Source organism: Streptomyces sp. NPDC048172 (assembly GCF_043202595.1).
Taxonomy (GTDB): domain Bacteria; phylum Actinomycetota; class Actinomycetes; order Streptomycetales; family Streptomycetaceae; genus Streptomyces.
In genome coordinates this window covers 412,261-430,991 of the sequence record NZ_JBIDAT010000006.1, presented here as the reverse complement: position 1 = coordinate 430,991, position 18,731 = coordinate 412,261, and the positions used below count along the sequence as shown (strand labels likewise).

General features: G+C 72.5%; 16 protein-coding genes. 11 read left to right on the top strand and 5 right to left on the bottom strand.

Features of this window, described 5'->3' with window-relative positions; translation table 11 throughout:
* The first annotated feature begins 57 nt into the window (after window positions 1-57).
* On the top strand, window positions 58-525 hold the full coding sequence (locus ACGF3A_RS27690; RefSeq protein ID WP_393733049.1) for a hypothetical protein: 468 nt from the start codon (window positions 58-60) through the stop codon (window positions 523-525).
* Here the strand turns inward: ACGF3A_RS27690 and ACGF3A_RS27685 are convergent.
* Window positions 491-1,153 (bottom strand): TetR/AcrR family transcriptional regulator C-terminal domain-containing protein, encoded by a 663-nt coding sequence (locus ACGF3A_RS27685; RefSeq protein WP_393733048.1) that lies wholly within the window; start codon window positions 1,151-1,153, stop codon window positions 491-493. The two genes, ACGF3A_RS27690 and ACGF3A_RS27685, sit on opposite strands and share 35 nt — an antisense overlap.
* 66 nt (window positions 1,154-1,219) lie before the next feature.
* Between ACGF3A_RS27685 and ACGF3A_RS27680 the strand changes: the two genes are divergently transcribed.
* Window positions 1,220-2,455: a beta-ketoacyl-[acyl-carrier-protein] synthase family protein gene (locus tag ACGF3A_RS27680; RefSeq protein ID WP_393733047.1), complete on the top strand. Its 1,236-nt coding sequence runs from the start codon at window positions 1,220-1,222 to the stop codon at window positions 2,453-2,455.
* On the opposite strand, the gene ACGF3A_RS27675 is transcribed toward ACGF3A_RS27680, so the two are convergent.
* A complete protein-coding gene (locus ACGF3A_RS27675) occupies window positions 2,452-3,324 on the bottom strand; it encodes an oxidoreductase (protein WP_393733046.1) in 873 nt (290 codons plus the stop codon). The two genes, ACGF3A_RS27680 and ACGF3A_RS27675, sit on opposite strands and share 4 nt — an antisense overlap.
* A 123-nt stretch (window positions 3,325-3,447) precedes the next feature.
* On the opposite strand from ACGF3A_RS27675, the gene ACGF3A_RS27670 reads away from it, so the two are divergent.
* Window positions 3,448-4,320: a LysR family transcriptional regulator gene (locus ACGF3A_RS27670; protein WP_393733045.1), complete on the top strand. Its 873-nt coding sequence runs from the start codon at window positions 3,448-3,450 to the stop codon at window positions 4,318-4,320.
* Window positions 4,321-4,341: 21 nt separating this feature from the next.
* Here the strand turns inward: ACGF3A_RS27670 and ACGF3A_RS27665 are convergent, their stop codons facing one another.
* A complete protein-coding gene (locus ACGF3A_RS27665; RefSeq protein WP_393733044.1) occupies window positions 4,342-5,658 on the bottom strand; it encodes a cation:proton antiporter in 1,317 nt (438 codons plus the stop codon).
* Here ACGF3A_RS27665 and ACGF3A_RS27660 point away from each other — a divergent pair.
* Together ACGF3A_RS27660 and ACGF3A_RS27655 are read left to right on the top strand one after the other, a co-directional pair.
* Entirely contained in the window at window positions 5,657-5,815 is a 159-nt protein-coding gene (locus ACGF3A_RS27660; protein WP_393733043.1) for a hypothetical protein, read from the top strand. The two genes, ACGF3A_RS27665 and ACGF3A_RS27660, sit on opposite strands and share 2 nt — an antisense overlap.
* A 102-nt stretch (window positions 5,816-5,917) precedes the next feature.
* Complete coding sequence (locus ACGF3A_RS27655; RefSeq protein WP_393733042.1) at window positions 5,918-7,321, top strand: DUF2252 domain-containing protein; 1,404 nt, start codon at window positions 5,918-5,920, stop codon at window positions 7,319-7,321.
* A gap of 25 nt (window positions 7,322-7,346) precedes the next feature.
* Here ACGF3A_RS27655 and ACGF3A_RS27650 read toward each other — a convergent pair whose 3' ends face one another.
* Together ACGF3A_RS27650 and ACGF3A_RS27645 are read right to left on the bottom strand one after the other, a co-directional pair.
* Window positions 7,347-8,150, bottom strand: a complete 804-nt coding sequence (locus ACGF3A_RS27650; RefSeq protein ID WP_393733392.1) for a YhjD/YihY/BrkB family envelope integrity protein — start codon at window positions 8,148-8,150, stop codon at window positions 7,347-7,349.
* A gap of 2 nt (window positions 8,151-8,152) precedes the next feature.
* The gene (locus ACGF3A_RS27645; RefSeq protein WP_393733041.1) at window positions 8,153-8,524 is read right to left on the bottom strand and encodes a hypothetical protein; all 372 of its coding nucleotides are present in this window, start codon (window positions 8,522-8,524) and stop codon (window positions 8,153-8,155) included.
* Window positions 8,525-9,570: 1,046 nt separating this feature from the next.
* Between ACGF3A_RS27645 and ACGF3A_RS27640 the strand changes: the two genes are divergently transcribed.
* The 6 genes from ACGF3A_RS27640 (at window position 9,571) to ACGF3A_RS27615 (ending at window position 18,730) form a co-directional block, all read left to right on the top strand.
* Entirely contained in the window at window positions 9,571-11,067 is a 1,497-nt protein-coding gene (locus tag ACGF3A_RS27640) for a hypothetical protein (protein WP_393733040.1), read from the top strand.
* A 682-nt stretch (window positions 11,068-11,749) separates the two neighbouring features.
* Window positions 11,750-13,228, top strand: a complete 1,479-nt coding sequence (locus ACGF3A_RS27635) for a sugar transferase (RefSeq protein WP_393733039.1) — start codon at window positions 11,750-11,752, stop codon at window positions 13,226-13,228.
* A 19-nt stretch (window positions 13,229-13,247) separates the two neighbouring features.
* A complete protein-coding gene (locus ACGF3A_RS27630) occupies window positions 13,248-14,564 on the top strand; it encodes a nucleotide sugar dehydrogenase (RefSeq protein WP_393733038.1) in 1,317 nt (438 codons plus the stop codon).
* Window positions 14,554-15,816 (top strand): glycosyltransferase family 4 protein, encoded by a 1,263-nt coding sequence (locus tag ACGF3A_RS27625; protein WP_393733037.1) that lies wholly within the window; start codon window positions 14,554-14,556, stop codon window positions 15,814-15,816. Before ACGF3A_RS27630 ends, ACGF3A_RS27625 begins: the two co-directional genes overlap by 11 nt.
* Entirely contained in the window at window positions 15,813-17,201 is a 1,389-nt protein-coding gene (locus ACGF3A_RS27620; protein WP_393733036.1) for a Wzz/FepE/Etk N-terminal domain-containing protein, read from the top strand. Before ACGF3A_RS27625 ends, ACGF3A_RS27620 begins: the two co-directional genes overlap by 4 nt.
* Window positions 17,198-18,730, top strand: a complete 1,533-nt coding sequence (locus ACGF3A_RS27615; RefSeq protein ID WP_393733035.1) for a Wzz/FepE/Etk N-terminal domain-containing protein — start codon at window positions 17,198-17,200, stop codon at window positions 18,728-18,730. The genes ACGF3A_RS27620 and ACGF3A_RS27615 overlap by 4 nt, the downstream gene beginning before the upstream one ends.
* Window position 18,731: the final 1 nt, after the last annotated feature.

Genomic DNA, 18,731 nt, shown 5'->3' with positions numbered 1-18,731 from the left:
ATTCCGGGGCGGGCGCGGCGCAGGATGCTGATTTTGAAGAAAAAGGAGGTACCGGACATGACTGATCAGATCTCCGGCCAGTCCTCGCCGTCGTCGCCGGAGCGGCCGACCGTCACCGCCCCCGCGCCCCGCTCCCGGCCCAAGCCGCTCGCGGTCGGTGGCATCGCCTTCGCCACCTGGGTGATGATCATGATCGGCGCGTACCACGTCATCCTGGGGCTGGCGGCGATCATCGACGACGACTTCTATGTGCTCGGGCGCGACTACGTGTACGAGTTCGACATCACGGCATGGGGCTGGTTCCAGCTGATCTCCGGCGCCGTGGTCCTGGCCGCGGGGATCGCCCTGATCACCGGCAAGATGTGGGCCAGGGTCGTCGGCATCGTGGTCGCCCTGCTCAGCGCGGTCGAGAACTTCTTCTTCATCCCGTACTACCCGGTGTGGTCGGTGATGATCATCGCGCTGGACGTCCTGGTGATCTGGGCCCTCGTCACCTACGGACCCCGGGAGGCGGAGAACCTCTGACCTCCCGCTGTCCAGATCCGTCCTCGACGGTCAGTGACCCGGCGAGGTCGAGTTCAGTGGCGGAGCCGTGCGCTCCGGCGCGGACGAGGAGCACCGCGCCGAGCGCGGTGCTCCAGAACGTCCTGGCCTCCACGCCGAGCGGACGCCGGGTGCTCCAGCCGCGCGCCTCGGCGAGCCGGCCCAGGTACCGCTCGGACTGCCGGAACAGCAGCTGGAGATGCCGGTCGACCACGGGGGCGAGCTCGGGCTTGGAGACGGCGGCCGCGAGCGCCCGCGCGACCGCCGGGAGCGCGGGCAGGGAGAGCACGGCGCGGGCGACGTTGCGCCGGAACGCCGCCGCGTCGGGGGCCTGGCGGCCGAGGCGCTCGACCCGCCGGGTGTCGTGCAGCAGGCCGAGGAAGGCGGCGTGCACGAGCAGCGCGTCCTTGGAACCGAAGTGGTACGTCACCTGGTTGGGGAAGACCCCGGCCGCCTTCGCGATCTCCGCGACGCTCACCTCGGCGCCGGGCCGCTCCTCGCTCAGCCGGGCGGTGGTCTCGATCAGCTTGCGCTTCGTCGCGCGGCCGCGGTCGTGCGCCGGGGTCGCCGCCGCCCGGGCCTCGGTTGCCTCGGTTCGCTTCTTCTCCACGCCCGGATTGTATGTGATACAACAAGGTCCGCAGGTTTGTATGGCATACAAGAAAGGTCGAAGCGCATGCACCGGACCGAAGTCGTCGTGACCGGACTCGGCGCGATCACGCCCCTCGGCGGGGACGTGACCTCCACCTGGGAAGCCCTGCTCGCCGGGGAGTCCGGCCTCCGCGGCGGCGCCCTGGACGGATACGGGGACGCCGGACTGCCCGGCACGGTCGCGGGCACGATGGCCGCCGACCCCGCCGCGGCGCTGCCCCCGGCCCGGGCCAGGCGGCTCGACCGTTCGCAGCAGGCGGCCTTCGCCGCGACGGCCGAGGCCTGGGCCGACGCCGGAGCCCCCGGGGTGGACCCGGACCGGCTCGCCTCGGCGATCGGCACGGGCATCGGCGGCGTACGTACGCTGCTGCGGCAGGACGACGTGCTGGAGGAGTCCGGGACCCGGCGCGTCTCGCCCCGTACGGTCCCGATGCTCATGCCCAACGCGGCGGCCGCGCTGATCAGCATCGAGTACGGCGCGCGGGCCGGGGCCTACACGCCCGTCTCGGCCTGCTCCTCCGGCGCCGAGGCGCTCGCCCTGGGGGCCAGGCTCATCCGCGCCGGGGAGGCGGACGTGGTGATCGCGGGCGGGGCCGAGGCCGCGGTCACCCCGATCACCGTCGCCGGGTTCGCCCAGGCGCAGGCGCTGTCCCGGCACACCGCCGAACCCGCCTCGGCGTCACGGCCGTTCGCCGCCGACCGCAGCGGGTTCGTCCTCGCCGAAGGCGCCGCCGTCGTGGTGCTCGAAAGCGCCGCGCACGCCGCCGCCCGGGGCGCGCGGGTCCGCGCGGTGCTCGCGGGCGCCGGGATCGCCGCCGACGCCCACCACATCACCGCCCCGGCGCCCGACGGCTCGGGGCAGATCGCGGCCATGCGGAAGGCCCTCGCGCAGGCGGGCCTCGCTCCCGGGCGGATCGGCCACGTCAACGCCCACGCCACCGGCACCCCGGCCGGGGACCTCGCGGAGGCGCGGGCCGTCGGGGAGCTCTTCGGCCGCGCCACCGTGACGGCCCCCAAGGCGTCGCTGGGCCATCTCTTCGGCGCCGCGGGCGCGCTCGAAGCGCTCATCGCGGTCCTCAGCGTGGAGCACGGCGTCATCCCGCCGACCCGCAACCTCACGACGGCCGGGGTCGGGCCCGACATCGCCCTCGACGTCGTCGCGGAGCGCCGGGACGCCGCCCAGGAGGCCGTGCTGAGCAACTCCTTCGGCTTCGGCGGCCAGAACGTCTCCCTCGTCCTCACCGCCGCAGAGCACGGCTAGCGGCCGATTCCGTCCAGCTCCGCGAGGTCCCCGTCGGTGAGGGGGAGGCCCGCGCCGGTGACGTTCTCGCGCAGGTGCGCCACCGACGAGGTGCCGGGGATGAGCAGGATGTTCGGCGACCGCCGCAGCAGCCAGGCCAGGGCCACGGACATCGGCGTCGCGTCCAGCCGGCCGGCCACGGCGGACAGCGCCGTGGACTGCAGCGGGGTGAAGCCGCCGAGGGGGAAGAAGGGCACGTAGGCGATGCCCTCCGCGGCGAGGGCGTCGATCAGCTCGTCGTCCTGACGGTGGGCGAGGTTGTACATGTTCTGCACGCAGACGATCGGCGCGATCGACCGCGCCTCGGCGACCTGTTCCGCCGTCACGTTGCTCACCCCCAGGTGCCGGATCAGGCCCTGCTCCTGGAGCTCGACGAGGGCCTCGAAGGGCTCGGCGAGCGAGCCGGGGCGGGGCCCCGACGCGTCCCCGAGCCTGAGGTTGACCACGTCGAGCGTGTCGAGCCCGAGGTCGTCCAGGTTCTCCCGGACGGCGTCGCGCAGCTCCGCGGGCCGCCGGGCGTGCGGCCAGCCGCCGTTCTCGTCGCGGGTCGCGCCGACCTTGGTCGCCAGGCGCAGCGAGGCGTCATAGGGGTGCAGGGCCTCGTGGATCAGCCGGTTGGTGACGCGCGGCCCGTACACCCCGGCGGTGTCGATGTGCGTGATCCCGAGCGCTGCGGCCTCGCGCAGGACGGCGAGCGCGCCCTGGTGGTCGGCGGGCGGGCCCATGACCCCGGGGCCCGCGAGCTGCATGGCGCCGTAGCCGAAGCGGGTGACGGTCCGGTCGCCCAGGTTCCAGGTGCCGCCGGGAAGGGAGAGGGAAGGTGCGTTCATGGCTGTGTCCTTCATGTCCGTGTTCTTCACGTGACCGATGCTCGCCCCGGCGCCGGCGGTGCGGCCAACACTGATGCGGTGTCCTGTCATACCCGTGCGGTATCACCGGAGTACGGTGAGGCCATGGACACTCCCGACACCCTGGAGACCCGTGAGCTGCGGTACTTCGTGGCCGTCGCCGAGGAGCTGCACTTCGGCCGCGCCGCCGAGCGTCTCGGCATGGCGCAGCCGCCGCTGTCCCGCGCGATCCAGCAGCTCGAACGGCGCCTCGGCGTCTCCCTGTTGGAGCGCGACCGCCGCCGCGTCTCCCTCACCGGCGCCGGGGAGGTCCTGCTGCACGAGGGCCGCGCGGCCCTGGACGCGACGACCGCCGCCGCGCGCCGCACCCGCCGCGCCGGTGCCGCCGACGGTCCGGGCGGCTCCCGCGACCGTCTGGTGATGGCGGTGAAGGCCGCCGCCTCGCACGAGCTGCTGCGGAAGCTCCTCGACGCCTACGCGGCCGAGCCGGGCGCCGCCGAGATCGAGGTGCTGCCGAGCGGCATGTGCGAGCAGGGGGAGATGCTGCGCGACGGCCGCGCCGACGTGGCGCTCATGCACACGCCGTTCAACTCCCTGGCCGGGTTCGACAGCGAGGAGCTGATGACCGAGGGGCAGATCGCCGTCCTGCCCGCCGGACACCCCCTCGCCGCGCACCGCACGCTGTCGCTGGCCGAGGTCACCGACGTCCCCGGCCTTCCCCTCGCCCGCTGGTCCCGGAACGGGGTCTACGAGCCGGGGCCGGGGCCCGAGATCCACGACCAGACGCAGCTGGCCCAACTGATCGCCCTCGGGCGCACGGTGGCCGTCTTCCCCGACTCCGCCCGTGCCTCGCTCTGGGCCGGGCACGCGGCCGTACCGCTGCACGACGCGCCGCCCATCGTGACCCACATCGCCTGGCCCGCGCACAGCCGCTCCCTCGCCCTCGCCGGTCTGGTCCGCACGGCCACCCGGCGCTGACGCCCGGCCTCCCCCCTCCGTTCAGCCCCGGAAGGGGGTACGGACGCCGGGCCCGGACCCCGGCTCCAAGGCGGCCTCGGGGAGCTCCGGGTCGCGCGCCGCGGCGTCCGCGTACCAGCGGCCGTACGCCCCGGCCAGCCACGCGGCGCTGAGACCGTGGGCCGTCACGCTCAGGCCGACGGTGAGGGACACCGCCGCCACCACCGTGCCGCCTCCCGGGACGTCGGCCTCGGCCACGAGCAGCCCCAGCACGATCGAGGCGAGGCCCCGTGGCCCGAACCATCCCACGTACGCCACGGTCGCCCCGCGCAGCCCCGAGCGCAGCAGGCACAGCGCGACGGGCAGCATCCGTACGGCCGTGAGGCTCAGCAGCGCGTACGCCGCCGTGGCCCAGGTCATGCCGTCCAGCGTGGGCCCGAGCAGCACGGCGCCGAAGGCGAAGTAGGCCAGGACCGTCAGCAGCGCCCCGAGCTGGTCGGTGAACCCGAGCCCGTCGGCGGTCCGCTCGGCGGACGGGCGGTTCCCGGCCCCGGCGCGCCGCGCCGTGTTCCCGAAGGCGAGGCCCGCGACCCACGCCGCGATGAAGCCGCTGCCGTGCAGGGCGTCGGCCGCGGTGAAGGCGGCGAGCGCCAGCGTGGCGGGGAAGATCCGCGCCCACTCGGGCTCGGCCCAGCCGCGCCGCCGCGACACCGCGAGTCCCGCGCCGCCCGCCACGCCCAGCGCGATCCCGCAGGCGGCGGAGACGGGCAGCGCGAGCGCGAACACCTCGCCCACGCCGGGCGGTTCGCCGCCGGACCCGCCGCCGGGACCGCCGCCCGACGCCGCCAGGAAGACGACGAAGAACGGCACCGCCAGGCCGTCGTTCAGCCCGCTCTCGGCGTTGATCCCCTGCCGGACCAGCGGCGGCACCCGTATGTCCGTGAGCGCGGGCCGTACCAGCGAGGCGTCGGTGGGCGCGAGGACCGTGCCGAGCAGCGCGAGCTGCCACACGCCCAGGTCCGGCAGCAGCGGCCAGGCCGCCAACGCGCCGAGGGCGACCGTGAGCGGCAGCCCGAGCGCCAGCAGCCGCGAGGGCAGGGAGCCGCCCCGGCGCAGCTCCCCGGCGCCCACCAGCGCCGCGTCGGCGAAGAGCACCAGCGTCAGCGCCGCCTCCAGCAGCACCTGGACCGCCTCGGCGTCGCGCTCGCCGCCGATCAGCCCGAGGCCCAGCGGCCCCAGCGCGACCCCGGCCGCGACGAAGACCATCGGCCCGGAGACGGCGGCGGAGGCGGCCCGCGCGGAGACGAGCGCGTAGCCACCCAGCACCACCGCGACGACAAGGCTCGCCAAGGCCGCCATGACCAGCTCCCCGCACCAGCTTTCCGCACCAGCTCCCCGCACCGACGTGCAGCGTCTCCCCGTACCGCCGCCCGCGGCCACCCTCCCCGCGGGTGAACCGCCCCCGCCGTGGGACGGGTTCGGGCCCGGCCGCACGGCGGTCACCCGCGAGGTGTGATGCCCGCCGACCGGCCCGGACCGAGAGTCGGAGAACCGGACGAGAGCCGGACGAGAGCAGGACGTACAGACCGGTGTCCTCCGCACAGAAGGGTGCGCGGCCATGACCTGGACCGGGAACCACTCCCATACGGCGGCCGAACGCGCCGCGCACGGCAAGGCGGTCCGCTCCCGGGTGCCGCGCGACAGCCATGCCCACTACACCCCCGCGCCCGACAGGGCCGACCCCGTCGCCGTGCTGGAGCAGCACTCCGCCACCCGGCTGCCCGAACTCGTACCGCTGCGCTACGGGAGGATGCTGGAGTCGCCCTTCCGCTTCCTGCGCGGCGCAGCGGCCCTCATGAGCGCCGACCTGGCCACCACGCCCACCACGGGGATCAAGGCACAGCTCTGCGGTGACGCGCACCTGTTGAACTTCCGGCTGCTCGCCTCGCCCGAGCGGCGCCTGATGTTCGACATCAACGACTTCGACGAGACCCTGCCGGGCCCCTGGGAGTGGGACGTCAAGCGGCTCGCCGCGAGCCTCGCCGTCGCCGGGCGCGGCAACGGGTACACGGCCAAGCAGCGTGCGGCGGTCGTCCGCGCCACCGCCCGCTCGTACCGCGAGGCGATGACCGGCTTCGCGGGGATGCGCCACCTCGACGTCTGGTACGCGCACACCGACGCGGACGAGCTCTACACCGCGCTGGCGGCGGAGCTGACGCCCAAGGCGCGCGAACGCCTCTCCCGCGCCCTCGCGAAGGCGCGTACGCGCGACCACCTCCAGGCCTTCGACAAGCTGACCCGCCGGGCGAAGGGGGAGTTGCGCATCGCCGCCGACCCGCCCCTCGTGGTGCCGCTGCGGGACCTGCTGCCCAGGAGCGAGTGGCACCAGCTCGACCAGCGGCTCAGGAACCTCGTCGACCGCTACGCGCAGAGCCTGGCCTCGGACCGCAGGGCGCTGCTGGAGCAGTTCACCGTGGTCGACATGGCCCGCAAGGTCGTCGGCGTGGGAAGTGTCGGCACCCGGTGCTGGATCATCCTGCTCCTCGGCAAGGACGAGACCGACCCGCTCATGCTCCAGGCCAAGGAGGCCGAGGAATCGGTGCTGGCCGACCACGTCGCCCATCTCCCCTTCGTCAACCAGGGCGAGCGGGTGGTGGCGGGGCAGCGGATGATGCAGGCCACGAGCGACATCTTCCTCGGCTGGGAGCGCGTGGAGGGCATCGACGGGAAGCGGCGGGACTTCTACATCCGCCAGTTGCGCGACTGGAAGGCGATCCCGCAGGCCGACGTGATGACGCCGAAGACCATGCGTCTGTTCGGCCAGGTCTGCGGCGCGGCCCTGGCGCGGGCCCACGCGCGCTCCGGCGACCGCATCGCCACGGCCGCCTACCTGGGGAGCAGCGAGGTCTTCGACCACGCCGTCGCCGAGTTCGCCGAGCACTACGCCGACCAGAACGAGCACGACCACGACGCGCTCGCCCGCGCGGCGAAGGACGGCAGGGTGGCCACGGCGCACGACTGAACGAGCCGTGCGCGGGGCGCCGCTCTCATTTCCGTCGTGTCCCCGCGCCGCCGCCCTCGTTCCCCTCCGGGATGCCCAGCACGCGCCGTACCGCACGTTCCTGGGCCAGCACCTGACCGACCGCGACGCACACGACGACCGTGGCGCAGAAGAGGATCAGCCAGGAGAGCACGGTGAACACCGCGCCCAGCGGGCCGAACTGCTCGACGCTCTGCCGCAGCGAGCGGGGCATCCACAGGCCCGACGCCGCCGCGAACCCCGTGGCGCCCGCGCCCGTGAGCAGGGCGCCCGGCAGCAGGGACAGCCACCCGACCCGGCCGGCCAGCAGCAGGTGCTGGGTCCACCACCACAGCCCCACCGCCGCCGCGCCCTGGAGCGGCATGCCGACGGCGCCTCCCGCGCCGAACCCGCCGCGCAGGACGCCCTGGAAGACCAGGGCGACGCTCCAGACGAGCAGCCACACCACCCAGCGCCACGTCATGGCGCGCAGACCGAGATGCGGCAGGTGCCAGGAGCGTTCGCACAGGCGTTGCAGGGCCCGGCTGAGGGCTGTGGCCGACACGAGCGCCACGACCACGCTGACCGCGCCCCAGGTCTCCGACTCCCACGCGCCGCCCGCGTAGACGCTGTCCACCTGGCCCAGCGCCGTGCCGTCGCCGCCCAGGAGGCCCCGGAGGGAGGACCGCAACTGGTCCCGTACCGCGTCCGGGCAGTACGCCGCGATGGCGAAGAGCATCGGCAGAGCCGCGAGGAACGCCTGCGCCGCCAGTCTGGTCGCCAGGTCCAGCACGCTGACATGCACCAGCTGCTCGGCGACCCGCCGCACCACGGTCAAACCCCGTACACCTTCCGTGCCTGCTCAGGGCCGTACCGCGTCAGCGACCAGATGACCAGCACGTCCAGGCCGATGATGACCGCCGACCAGACGCTGTCCATCGGTACGAAGAAGAAGTTCTTCACCGCGCTCAGCAGCGCCACCACGATGCCGATGACACGGGCCGAGGGCCGCGCGCTGAACAGGTTGAGCGCGGCGATCACCGCGGCGACCCCGAAGGCGAGGTGCAGATAGCCCCAGCCCGTCGTCCCCCACTCGAAGACGTAACTCTTCGGCGGCTCGCTCTGGTTGTCGTCGATGACATTGGCCAGCCCCACGACTATCTGGAACAGGCCGGCCAGGAGGAGCGCCGCGGCGGAGAAGACCACGCCTCCGATCGCGAGGGGCGTGACACGCGGATCCGACGCGGGCGCGTCGGGCGGTGGACGCTGCAGGCTGTGTTCCTCCGGTCCTGACGGTGCTGATCCCGACGGTGCTGAGCCCTCCGTCATGGCCGCCACCCCCCTTTGTCGTGCGTCGAGGGTCCCCCGGCGGCGGGCTCCCGTACGTCACCCGCCAGGGGTGACCGGCGTGTCCGCACGGACCCGCGGGCCGAAGCTCTGCCTCCGCTTCGCGGCGTGACGGGGACGCATAAATGCATCAGGGGTGGAAAGTTGAAAAGTACGGCAACTGGCCAAAGGTGTCGGCGGCCGCGCGGTCGGCCGCCCCCGGATGGCTCGGAGACGGCCGCCCTACGGCCCGGGACACGAGGCCCCAACCTCGCAGCCCAGGCCACCCCCCATTCCCTTCTCCGCCCGAGGTCGTGGAGGAAGGGAACGCGCCGGGGGCCGCTGCGTGACACGGCGAGGCGGGCCCTGGCGTCGGGGCAGTCCAAGGAGCGCACACACCACGGCCGTTCGGCCATGGGAACACCGCTCGCCGAGGTCCAGGGCGAACCGTCACGGAAAGCGTATGCCCGACGACAGTGCGCGGCAACGGGCCATGGGACGCCGTGGCCGCCGGTACGGGGGCGGGAGGTGGCAAGTTCGCGCCCGTGCGGTCCGGGGCTGCCCGCCGCCCGTGCGGCCTCATTCGCGCGTGCCTGCCCATTCGTACCAGCAGGCCCTGAGAACACAGGCGTGCAAAGCTTTTCTGACCGCGATCCGGACGAATTCCGCGCACTTCTCCCGGGCGTCCCCTTTCTCATTGACGCTCGTGTTCCGCAGGAGTAGGAATCCAGTCATGCTCCACACTCATCCGGCGGTGGCCGAACTGAGGGGGGAAGCCCATGGCCATCGAACAGAAACAGCTTCTGCAAGCGATTTATGACGCGATCTATGACGCGCTCACCGTCTCTCCTTCAGGAGTCGGCGGTGGACAGTCAATTGCGCGGCGCGCCTCGACGTACATGGCGCTGCAGCTTCCAGGAAATCCCGTGGACCCGGCGCAGTTCGCGAACCCGTGGTCACCCGGAAATCCGAACGGTTCCGTGGCGGCGAGCGAGAACTTCGCCACGCTGGTGGATCCCGTTCCGCTGATGACACCGGCGTACGCGGTCGGGGGCGTCAGCACCGACAACGTCTACGGCGAGATCGTCCGCGCGAATGTGAATCCGTCGCCGCCCGACCCCGAGGGGCAGAAGGCGTACGACAAGGCATTCAACCTGCTGTTCGTGGACGGCCAGGACTTCGACGAGAACGGTCTTCCCGTGACCGTGAAAGTCGACTCCCCGCTGTACCGCAACTACAAGAACAAGTTCGCGCTCTACAACGCCGCCCTGCTCAGCTACACGACCAACTTCCTCCAGTACGACCTGAGCAAGCCGGAGGACCAGCGGAAGTGGGCCGTCCTGGCACCCGTGCTCAAGGGGCCCGTGGATCTCGCCTACCAGGATCTGCAGGCGGCGAGCCCCGGTGTCGTGGAGAGCGCCCTGGCGACCCTGGGCCAGTTCCAGCAGTCGAGCCTCGCGGGAATCTTCTCCCGTGCCCGGCAGACGTATGTGCAGACCAGGAAGGGAAGTCTCATCGATGCCAACATGTTCTGGCATCTGTGCGAGGCGTTCCCCGGAAACTGGTTCGCCGAATCCGGCGCCGCGAACTTCACCTCACTGACGCTCCAGTCCAGCCGACTGCGGCTCAACGAGGAGTCACGGTTCGCCCGTTACGGAGCGGGTGGCGGAATCAACCTGGGCCTGTGGCGCATCGGTGCGGCCGGAACCACGGAGAGGACCCAGTACAGCCTGCACAGCGAGACGTCGAACATGACGATTTCGTTCCGTTTCGGCCGTATCGAAATCCGCCGCCGCTGGCTGGACAGCGGGCTCGCCTCGCTGCACGGGTGGAGCACGGCGGGCCGCCGTCCCGGCGACTATTCGAGCGGTGAGATCAGCGACAAGAACGAGGGGATCTTCTCCCTCCTGCCCTCCGCCTTCATCGTCGCGAGGGACATCAAGATAAGCGCGAACTGGGGCACCACCGACCTCCAGCGGGCCACGCAGGCCACCTCGATCCGCAGCAGCGTCGGAATTGGGCCGTTCTCGCTCTCCGGCAGTTACCAGAACAGCTCGTCCACCCGCCGGTACGCGTCGTCCTTCGACGGGACGACCCTCACGGTGCCCGGCGTGCAGATCATCGCGTGGATCAGCAGCCTGGTCCCGTACTCGCCACCGACCGACGGACCGCCGTCGGCCCGGGCGGAGCATCTGGCACTCGCGACGGCCCGGCAGGCGACGCGCAGCAATGTGTACGCCAACCCGTGGCTGGAGCCCGGGAACGACGGCGTCGAACTCACCTCCGAACCGGGGGTGTCGACCGCGTCGGCCCCGTCCAGCGCCGCGAGCACCACGGAGGACATGCCCGCCGAGGTCACGGGGGCGGCGCCCTCGTCCCCGTCCGACGCCCCCGAGAGCCAGTTCCTCTCGGCCGAGTCGTAAGCGGAGCGGTTCGTCCCCGTACGTTCGGCCGGGGCCCATGGCGATGGGTCCCGGCCGACCCACGACGGGGCACATCCGCACCATCAGTCATTTGTGTGAGCTCCTCTAAGACCGGTCCGGGCAGCGGTTCCGGAGCGGTCCGGGGGAGAGGGGGCCGGGGACCCGGAGAAGGGGCTTCCGCACAGGTCATGAGGCATGTCCTGGTCGTCGAGGCGCCCGCGCCGGGTCACGGAACGGTAGCTCTGGGTTCAAGGATTGAGCACAAATTGCACACGGCCCTCTCTTCAGACGGGCCGGGATGGTCTACATTGACCGTGCTTCGCATGTTTGGACACTAGGCGACAAATAATGATCTATAGGTCCGGCGCTACGGTCAGCCAGCAGTCACAACTCCGGCGCCAGACACAGGGGTGATCGAACCTCGGAGCCCGGGAGGGGGCTTTGGGTGCGGGGAGCACCCGAGGTTTCGTCGGGATGCCGCGTGCCTCGAAAGTCTGGTCGGATACGCGACTCCGCTGTCGCCAGGGTGGGTTGTTCACCTTGCGCTGCAACAGCCGGGAACTGATGGCGGGAGGCGGGGGCCTCCCGGGGGGAGGAAGTGCGCGGCACGGGGGGCGGGGGCGCCTCCCGGTGAACTCAGTGTGAGGCGAACACCTCGAACCACTGGCCCTGGGGGGGTCCTGTGCAGCAGGGGGAATTAGTCAGCCCGTTTCCGTCGGCGCGCGGGCGTCTGGCGAACGGGGCCGTCAGCCAGCCCGCGACCGTCTGGGAGCAGCGGTACCGCCGTACCGTGATCACCAGCGACACCGTGGCCACCGCCGTCGTGGTGGGCGCGATCGGGGGTTTCTTCGGAGCCCGTGACGCGGCCAACTGGCACGAGAAATGGGGCATTCTCGCCTTCGGCACCGAACTGCTGGTGCTCGGGGCGCTCGGGGTGAGCCGGGCGTGGGCCCCGGCCGTGCTCGGCCAGGGGGCCGAGGAGTTCCGCCGGCTCGGGCGCTCGCTGTTCGCGGCGGTCGTCGTGCTGGCACTCGGCGGGATCGCCCTCACCTCGCGCAACATCAAGCTCTGGATCTTCGTCGCGATCCCCACGATCGCGCTGGTCACCATGACAGCGCGGTACCTGCTGCGCCTGTGGCTGCACAGGCAGCGGAAGGAGGGGAGATGCCTCAGACCCGTGCTCGCCGCCGGGAGCCCCGCCACCGTGCGGGACCTGATCACCCGTGCCCGTAAGTTCCCGCACCTCGGCTGGCGCGTGGACGGGGTGTGCACGGAGGACGGCCTCGCGCCCGACGGCGACCACCTGGACGGCGTGCCCGTCGTCGGCCAGCTGTCGGACGTCGCGCTCCATGTCCGGCGCGACGGCTACCGAGTCGTCGCGGTCACCCCGGACGCCCACTGGTCGCCGGACCGGCTGCAGCGGCTGGCCTGGAACCTGGAGGGCAGCGACGCCGAAATGGTCGTGGCCCCCGTGCTGATGGAGGTGGCGGGGCCGCGGCTGCACGTCGACGCGGTGCTCGGCATCCCGCTGCTGCGGGTCAGCATGCCCGCCTTCACCGGGGGCCGCCGGGCTGTCAAGGAGATCGTCGACCGGCTGGGCGCGGCGATCCTGCTGGTGCTGTTCGCGCCGCTGATGGTGCTCGTGGCGATCCTCGTACTGACGGGCAGCCGGGGCGGGGCCTTCTACCGCCAGCGCCGGGTCGGCAAGGACGGCCGCGAGTTCACCATTCTCAAGTTCCGCACCATGGTCGCCAACGCCGACGCGGTACGCGCCGCGCTGGCCGACCGCAACGAGGGTGCGGGACTGCTCTTCAAGCTCCGCCGGGATCCGCGCGTGACCCGGGTCGGAGCGGTGCTGCGCCGGTACTCGATCGACGAGCTCCCGCAGCTGTTCAACGTGCTCACCGGCTCGATGTCGCTCGTGGGTCCGCGGCCCCCGCTCCCGGAGGAGTCCGCCGCGTACGGCCCGGACATCCGGCGGCGGCTGCTGGTCAAGCCCGGTCTCACCGGGCTGTGGCAGATCAGCGGACGCAGCGACCTGCCGTGGGACGAAGCGGTCCGGCTGGACCTGCGGTACGTGGAGGACTGGTCGCTCGCACTGGACACGGTGATCTTGTGGAAGACGCTGCGTGCGGTGCTCCGGGGACAGGGGGCCTACTGATGCGGATGGAGAACGGAACATGAGGGTCAGCGTCTTAGGGCTCGGCTACGTGGGCTGCGTGTCGGCCGCCTGCCTGGCGAGCCTGGGGCACGAGGTCATCGGGGTGGACGTCAACCAGGCGAAGGTCGACCTGGTCAACGACGGCAAGGCCCCGGTGGTCGAGGAGCGGATCGGCGAACTCACCGCCGAGGTCGTACGGACCGGCGCGCTGCGCGCCACCCGTGACGTCCGCGAGGCGGTCATGGGCAGCGAGGTGTCACTGGTCTGCGTGGGCACGCCGTCCGCGCCCAACGGCAGCCTGGACACCACGTATCTGGAGCGGGTCACCGAGGAGATCGGCGCGGCGCTGACGGAGAAGAACGGCCGTCACACCGTCGTCTTCCGCAGCACCATGCTCCCGGGCACCTGCCTGAACCTGCTCGTGCCGATCCTGGAGAAGGCCGTCGGCGGCACGGCCGGAGTGGACCTCGGGGTCGCCGTCAACCCGGAGTTCCTGCGCGAGGGCACGAGCGTGCGGGACTTCTTCGCCCCGCCCAAGACGGTGATCGGCCAGCTCGACGCGGCGAGCGGCGACACGGTGGCGGCGCTGTACGAGGGCCTGCCCGGCGAGGTGTTCCGGGTGCCGGTCCCGACGGCCGAGGCGATCAAGTACGCGGACAACGCCTTCCACGGCCTCAAGATCGGCTTCGCCAACGAGCTGGGCGCCGTCTGCCAGGCGCTCGGGGTGGACTCGCACCAGGTGATGGACGTCTTCCTCGCCGACCGCAAGCTGAACATCAGCCCCGCCTATCTGCGGCCCGGCTTCGCCTTCGGCGGCTCCTGCCTGCCCAAGGACCTGCGCAGCCTGGTCCACGCGGCGCGGCGGGCCGACATCTCGGTGCCGATCCTCGCGCACGTACTGCCGTCCAACTCCGACCATCTGCAGCGCGCCGTGGAGCTGGTCGAGCGCACCGGGAAGCGCCGGGTGGGCCTCTTCGGGCTCTCCTTCAAGCCCGGCACCGACGACCTCCGAGAGAGCCCGCTCGTCGAGCTCGCGGAGCGGCTCTTCGGCAAGGGGTACGACCTGCGGATCCACGACGCCAACGTGAGCCTCTCCCGGCTGATGGGCGCCAACCGCGAGTACATCGAGACCCGGCTGCCGCACCTCGCGCAGCTGCTCGCGGACTCCGTCGACGAGGTGCTGGAGCACTCCGAGGTGTGCCTGGTCGGGACCAGGGACCCGGCCGTGCTGGCGGCGCTGCCGCACGGCGAGGGCCCGGTGATCGTCGATCTCGTCCGCCTTCCCGACGCCGAGACGCGCCGGACCGAAAAGGGGTACCTGGGTCTTGCCTGGTGACGCGATCGGTGAGGGGATCAGCGGCGGCCGTCCCGCGCGGCGCGCGCTGATCCTGGTGGAGAACCTGTCGGTGCCCTTCGACCGGCGGGTGTGGCAGGAGTGCACGACGCTTCGCGACGCGGGGTGGCAGGTCGACGTCATCTGCCCGCGGGGGACCAAGCGGGACACCGAGCCCGAGGCGGAGATCGACGGGGTGCGGATCCACCGCTACCCCATGCGCGCGGCCACCGGGGGACCGGCCGGGTACCTGCGGGAGTACGGATCGGCGCTCTGGCACACGGCCCGGCTGGCCCGCAAGGTCGGCCCGGTCCATGTGGTGCACGCCTGCAACCCGCCCGACCTGCTGTTCCTGCCCGCGCTCCGGCTGAAGCGGCTCGGCGCCCAGTTCGTCTTCGACCAGCACGACCTGGTGCCCGAGCTGTACCTCTCGCGGTTCGACCGCGGCGAGGATCTGCTCTACCGCGCCGTGTGCGCGCTGGAACGGCTGACCTACCGGGCCGCCGACGTCGTCCTCGCCACCAACGAGAGCTACCGCGACGTCGCCGTCAGCCGCGGCGGGCGGCGCCCCGAGAAGGTCTTCGTGGTGCGCAGCGCCCCCGAGAACAACAGGTTCCAGCCCGTGCCCGCCGAGCCCGGGCTGAAGCGCGGCAAGCCCCATCTGCTCTGCTACCTGGGCGTCATGGGCCCCCAGGACGGCGTCGACTACGCCCTGCGTGCCCTGGCGAAGCTGCGCGACCAGCACGGGCGGACCGACTGGCACGCGGTGTTCGTCGGCGGGGGCGACACCTTCGACGCGATGGTGGAGCTGTCGGAGCAGCTCGGGCTCGCCGAGCAGGTGGAGTTCACCGGGCGCATCCCGGACGCCGACCTGGTGCGCTACCTCTCCACCGCGGACGTGTGCCTCTCGCCCGACCCGCGCAATCCGCTCAACGACGTGTCGACGATGAACAAGGTCCTGGAGTACATGGCGATGGGCCGGCCGATCGTCTCGTTCGACCTGAAGGAGGCGCGCGTCTCCGCCGGTGACGCCGCCGTCTACGCGCCCGCCAACGACGAGGGAGCCTTCGCCGGGCTCGTCGCCCAGCTGCTGGACGACCCCGAGAAGCGGGCGCGGATGGGCAAGACCGGCCAGGAGCGCGTCAGCGGGCCGCTCTCCTGGCGCAACTCCCAGCGCGCGCTCCTCGCCGCCTACGCCGAAGCCATCAGGGACCGAAAAGGGAAGCGCAAGACAGGGAAGAGGCGTCGCCGTTGAGCGAAGAGACCATACGCCTGGTCACGATCGGGCGGATATTCCGACGGCGCTGGCGGCTGCTCACCGTCCTCGCCGTGGTGGGGGCACTGGTCGGGTACGGCACCTCGGTGCTGTTCCCGCCGCGCTACACGACAGCGGCGTCCGTGCTGCTGCCGGGGCAGTGGGAGGAGCGTGAGCTGCTCACCCAGGCGGACATCGCGAGCAGTTCGGCGGTGGCCGACCGCGCGGCCACCCGGCTCCGCTGGCCCGGCGTCACCGGCGCCGACCTGCGGGGCAAGGTGAGCGCCAAGGCCGCCGACGGGAACATCATCAAGATCTCCGGTACGGCCGAGAGCCCGGAGCGCGCGCAGCAGCTCTCCGACCGGGTGGCACAGCAGTTCGTCAGCTTCGCCGCGCGGCTCGCGGGTGACAGCGCCGACTCGGAGGACCAGTCGGGGTCCGACGCGGCGACGGAGCCCGAGGTGCTGCGGCAGAAGGTGGCGCAGACCAACCGCCGCATCACGGCCCTGGCCAAGTCGGCCGATCCGGGCCGGACGGTCGAGGGCGTGAAGGCCCGTACCGAGCTGGAGAAGCTGCGCACCTCGCTGCAGGACGCCATGAAGAAGCTGGACGAGGCCGACCCGGCGAGCAGCAAGGCGGGCATGGTCGTCATGGGCCCGGCGGCCCGGCCGGCCGGCGAGGCACCGCCGACGCGGACGCAGTTCGTCGTCGCCGGGGCGCTCCTCTTCTTCCTGTTCGGGGTCGTCGGCCATCTGGCCGCGGCGCGGATGAGCCGCCGCCCGCGCACCGAGCAGGAGATCGCCGCGGCGCTGGACTCGACGGTGCTGGGCACCGTCGACGTGCCCGGCGGGCCCGTGCCCGCGCACCGGCCCCGGGGCGGCGGGCCGCGGGCGGGCATCCGCCGGCTGCTGGGCACGGACACCCGGTGGGACGTGCCGCCCCCGCAGATGTCCGGCGACGAGGCCAGCAGACAGATCCGCTACCGGCGGGTGTGCGCCCGCCTGCGCGAGAGGCTGCGGGGCTCCAGGCGGCTGCTGGCCGTCGTGCCGGAGGGCGACGGGACCGCGCGTCTCGCCGCCGGACAGCTCGTCACCGAGGCCGAGGGCGAGCTGGCGCTGCGGGTGGTGGAGGTTCCGGTGTCCCGGCCGCTGGTGCCGGACCGCGGCACCGAGCACGGCGCCCTGGTGGTGCTCAGCGCGGGGACCTGGACGGCGTGGGAGCTGGCCGGGATCGCCGAGGCGTGCACCGACGCGGGGCACGAGGTCGTCGGCATCGTCGTCGCCGGAAGCGTCCGGGCCCGCGCGGCGCGGACCGCCGGGAGGCCCCCGCCCCGCGCCACGGCGTCGGTCGCGGCAGGCGACGACGCGACGGGAGGTTCTGTGTGACGAAAGGCAAGACTCCGGAGTCGTCGGAGGCCACTCCGGCCACTCCGCTGCTGGACCTGCAAGGGCTGGTCGTGGCGGTACGGAGACGCCGCCGCCTCTGGTGCTTCATGGCACTGCTGGGCCTGCTCGCCGGGGCCGCGGTCGCGGTTCTGCGGCCACCGCCGCCGAGCGCCGTCACCAAGGTGCTGGTCACCCACGCGGAGGACCAGCCGAACGACACCGGAACGCTCATCCGCACCGACGTCCAGCTGCTGGGGACCACGCGGATCGCGGCCAAGGCCCTGAAAACCCTCAAGTCGGCGGAGGACCCGGAGCAGTTCATGGCGGACTACCGGGGCACCGGCGTGACCAACAATCTGCTGCAGATCGATGTGACGGGAGACAGCGAGGCGGACGCGGTGTCCAGGGCCAGGGCGCTGGCCGACGCGTTCGTCGCGGACCATGTGCGGCGGATGAAGGCGACCGCGAAGGCCGAGTCCAAGGCCCTGCTCGACCAGCGCGACCGCATGCGGGACGAACTCGCCTCGGTCAACAAGGCGATCGGGGGCCGGTCGCCCGAGACCAACCCGGAGGCGTCGGCGAGCATCGAGTCGCTCTTCGCCCGCCGGGCCGAACTCAACTCCCGTATCGCCGACTTCGACGAGCGCGCCGCGGAGGCGCGTACCGGCACACCCAAGATCATCGCCGGTACGCAGATCGTGGACGCCCCTCGCGCGGTGGAGCACTCCCTGGTCAAGACGGGTGCCACCAACGCCGGGATCGGGATGGTCCTCGGCCTCGTCCTCGGTCTCGCGGCGGCCGCGGTCAGCTCGGTGGTGGCGGACCGCCCCGTGCTGCGCCGGGACATCGCCTCGAACCTGGGCGCCTCGGTCATCGCGGAGCTGCCGTCGCGTACGGGCGGGCTGTGGCAGCGCAGACGGACCAGGGCGGCGCGCGAACGGCTCACCGCCACGCTGGCCCGCACCGTGCGCGGCTCCACGGAACCGCTGTCGCTGCTGGAGCTGGGCTGCGCGCGCACCACCGGCGAGATCGCCCTGGACCTGGGGCGGACGCTGGCCGCCGAGGGCCCCGTGGTGATCGTCGACGGGCTGCCGGGACCGCAGCTGGCGAACCACCGCCAACGGCCCGGGGACCCGGCGGTGATCGGCGCCGAGCGCGCCGCGGACGTACCGCCGCAGGAGCGCAGGATCGGCGTCGGCTCGGTCGCGCCCGGCACGGCGTGGACCGACCTGCAGTACCTCGGCACGCAGACCGTGCTCGTCGTACGGGCCGGGCACGGCAGCGCCGCGTGGCTGCACACCGTGGCGCGGCAACTCGCCGACCAGCGCGTTCCGGTGAACGGAGTGGTGCTGATCGACCCCGACCCGCGCGACCGGACCGACGGCACGCTGTGGGACGGGCTGCACACCGCGCTGCGCGGCCACAGCGAACGGCTGGCACGGCAGAACGGGACGGGGGGCCAGCACCAGACGGAGCGGCCGCCCGCGTGGGCCTCACGGGGCCCGGACAACGATCAGGAGGCGCGGTAGC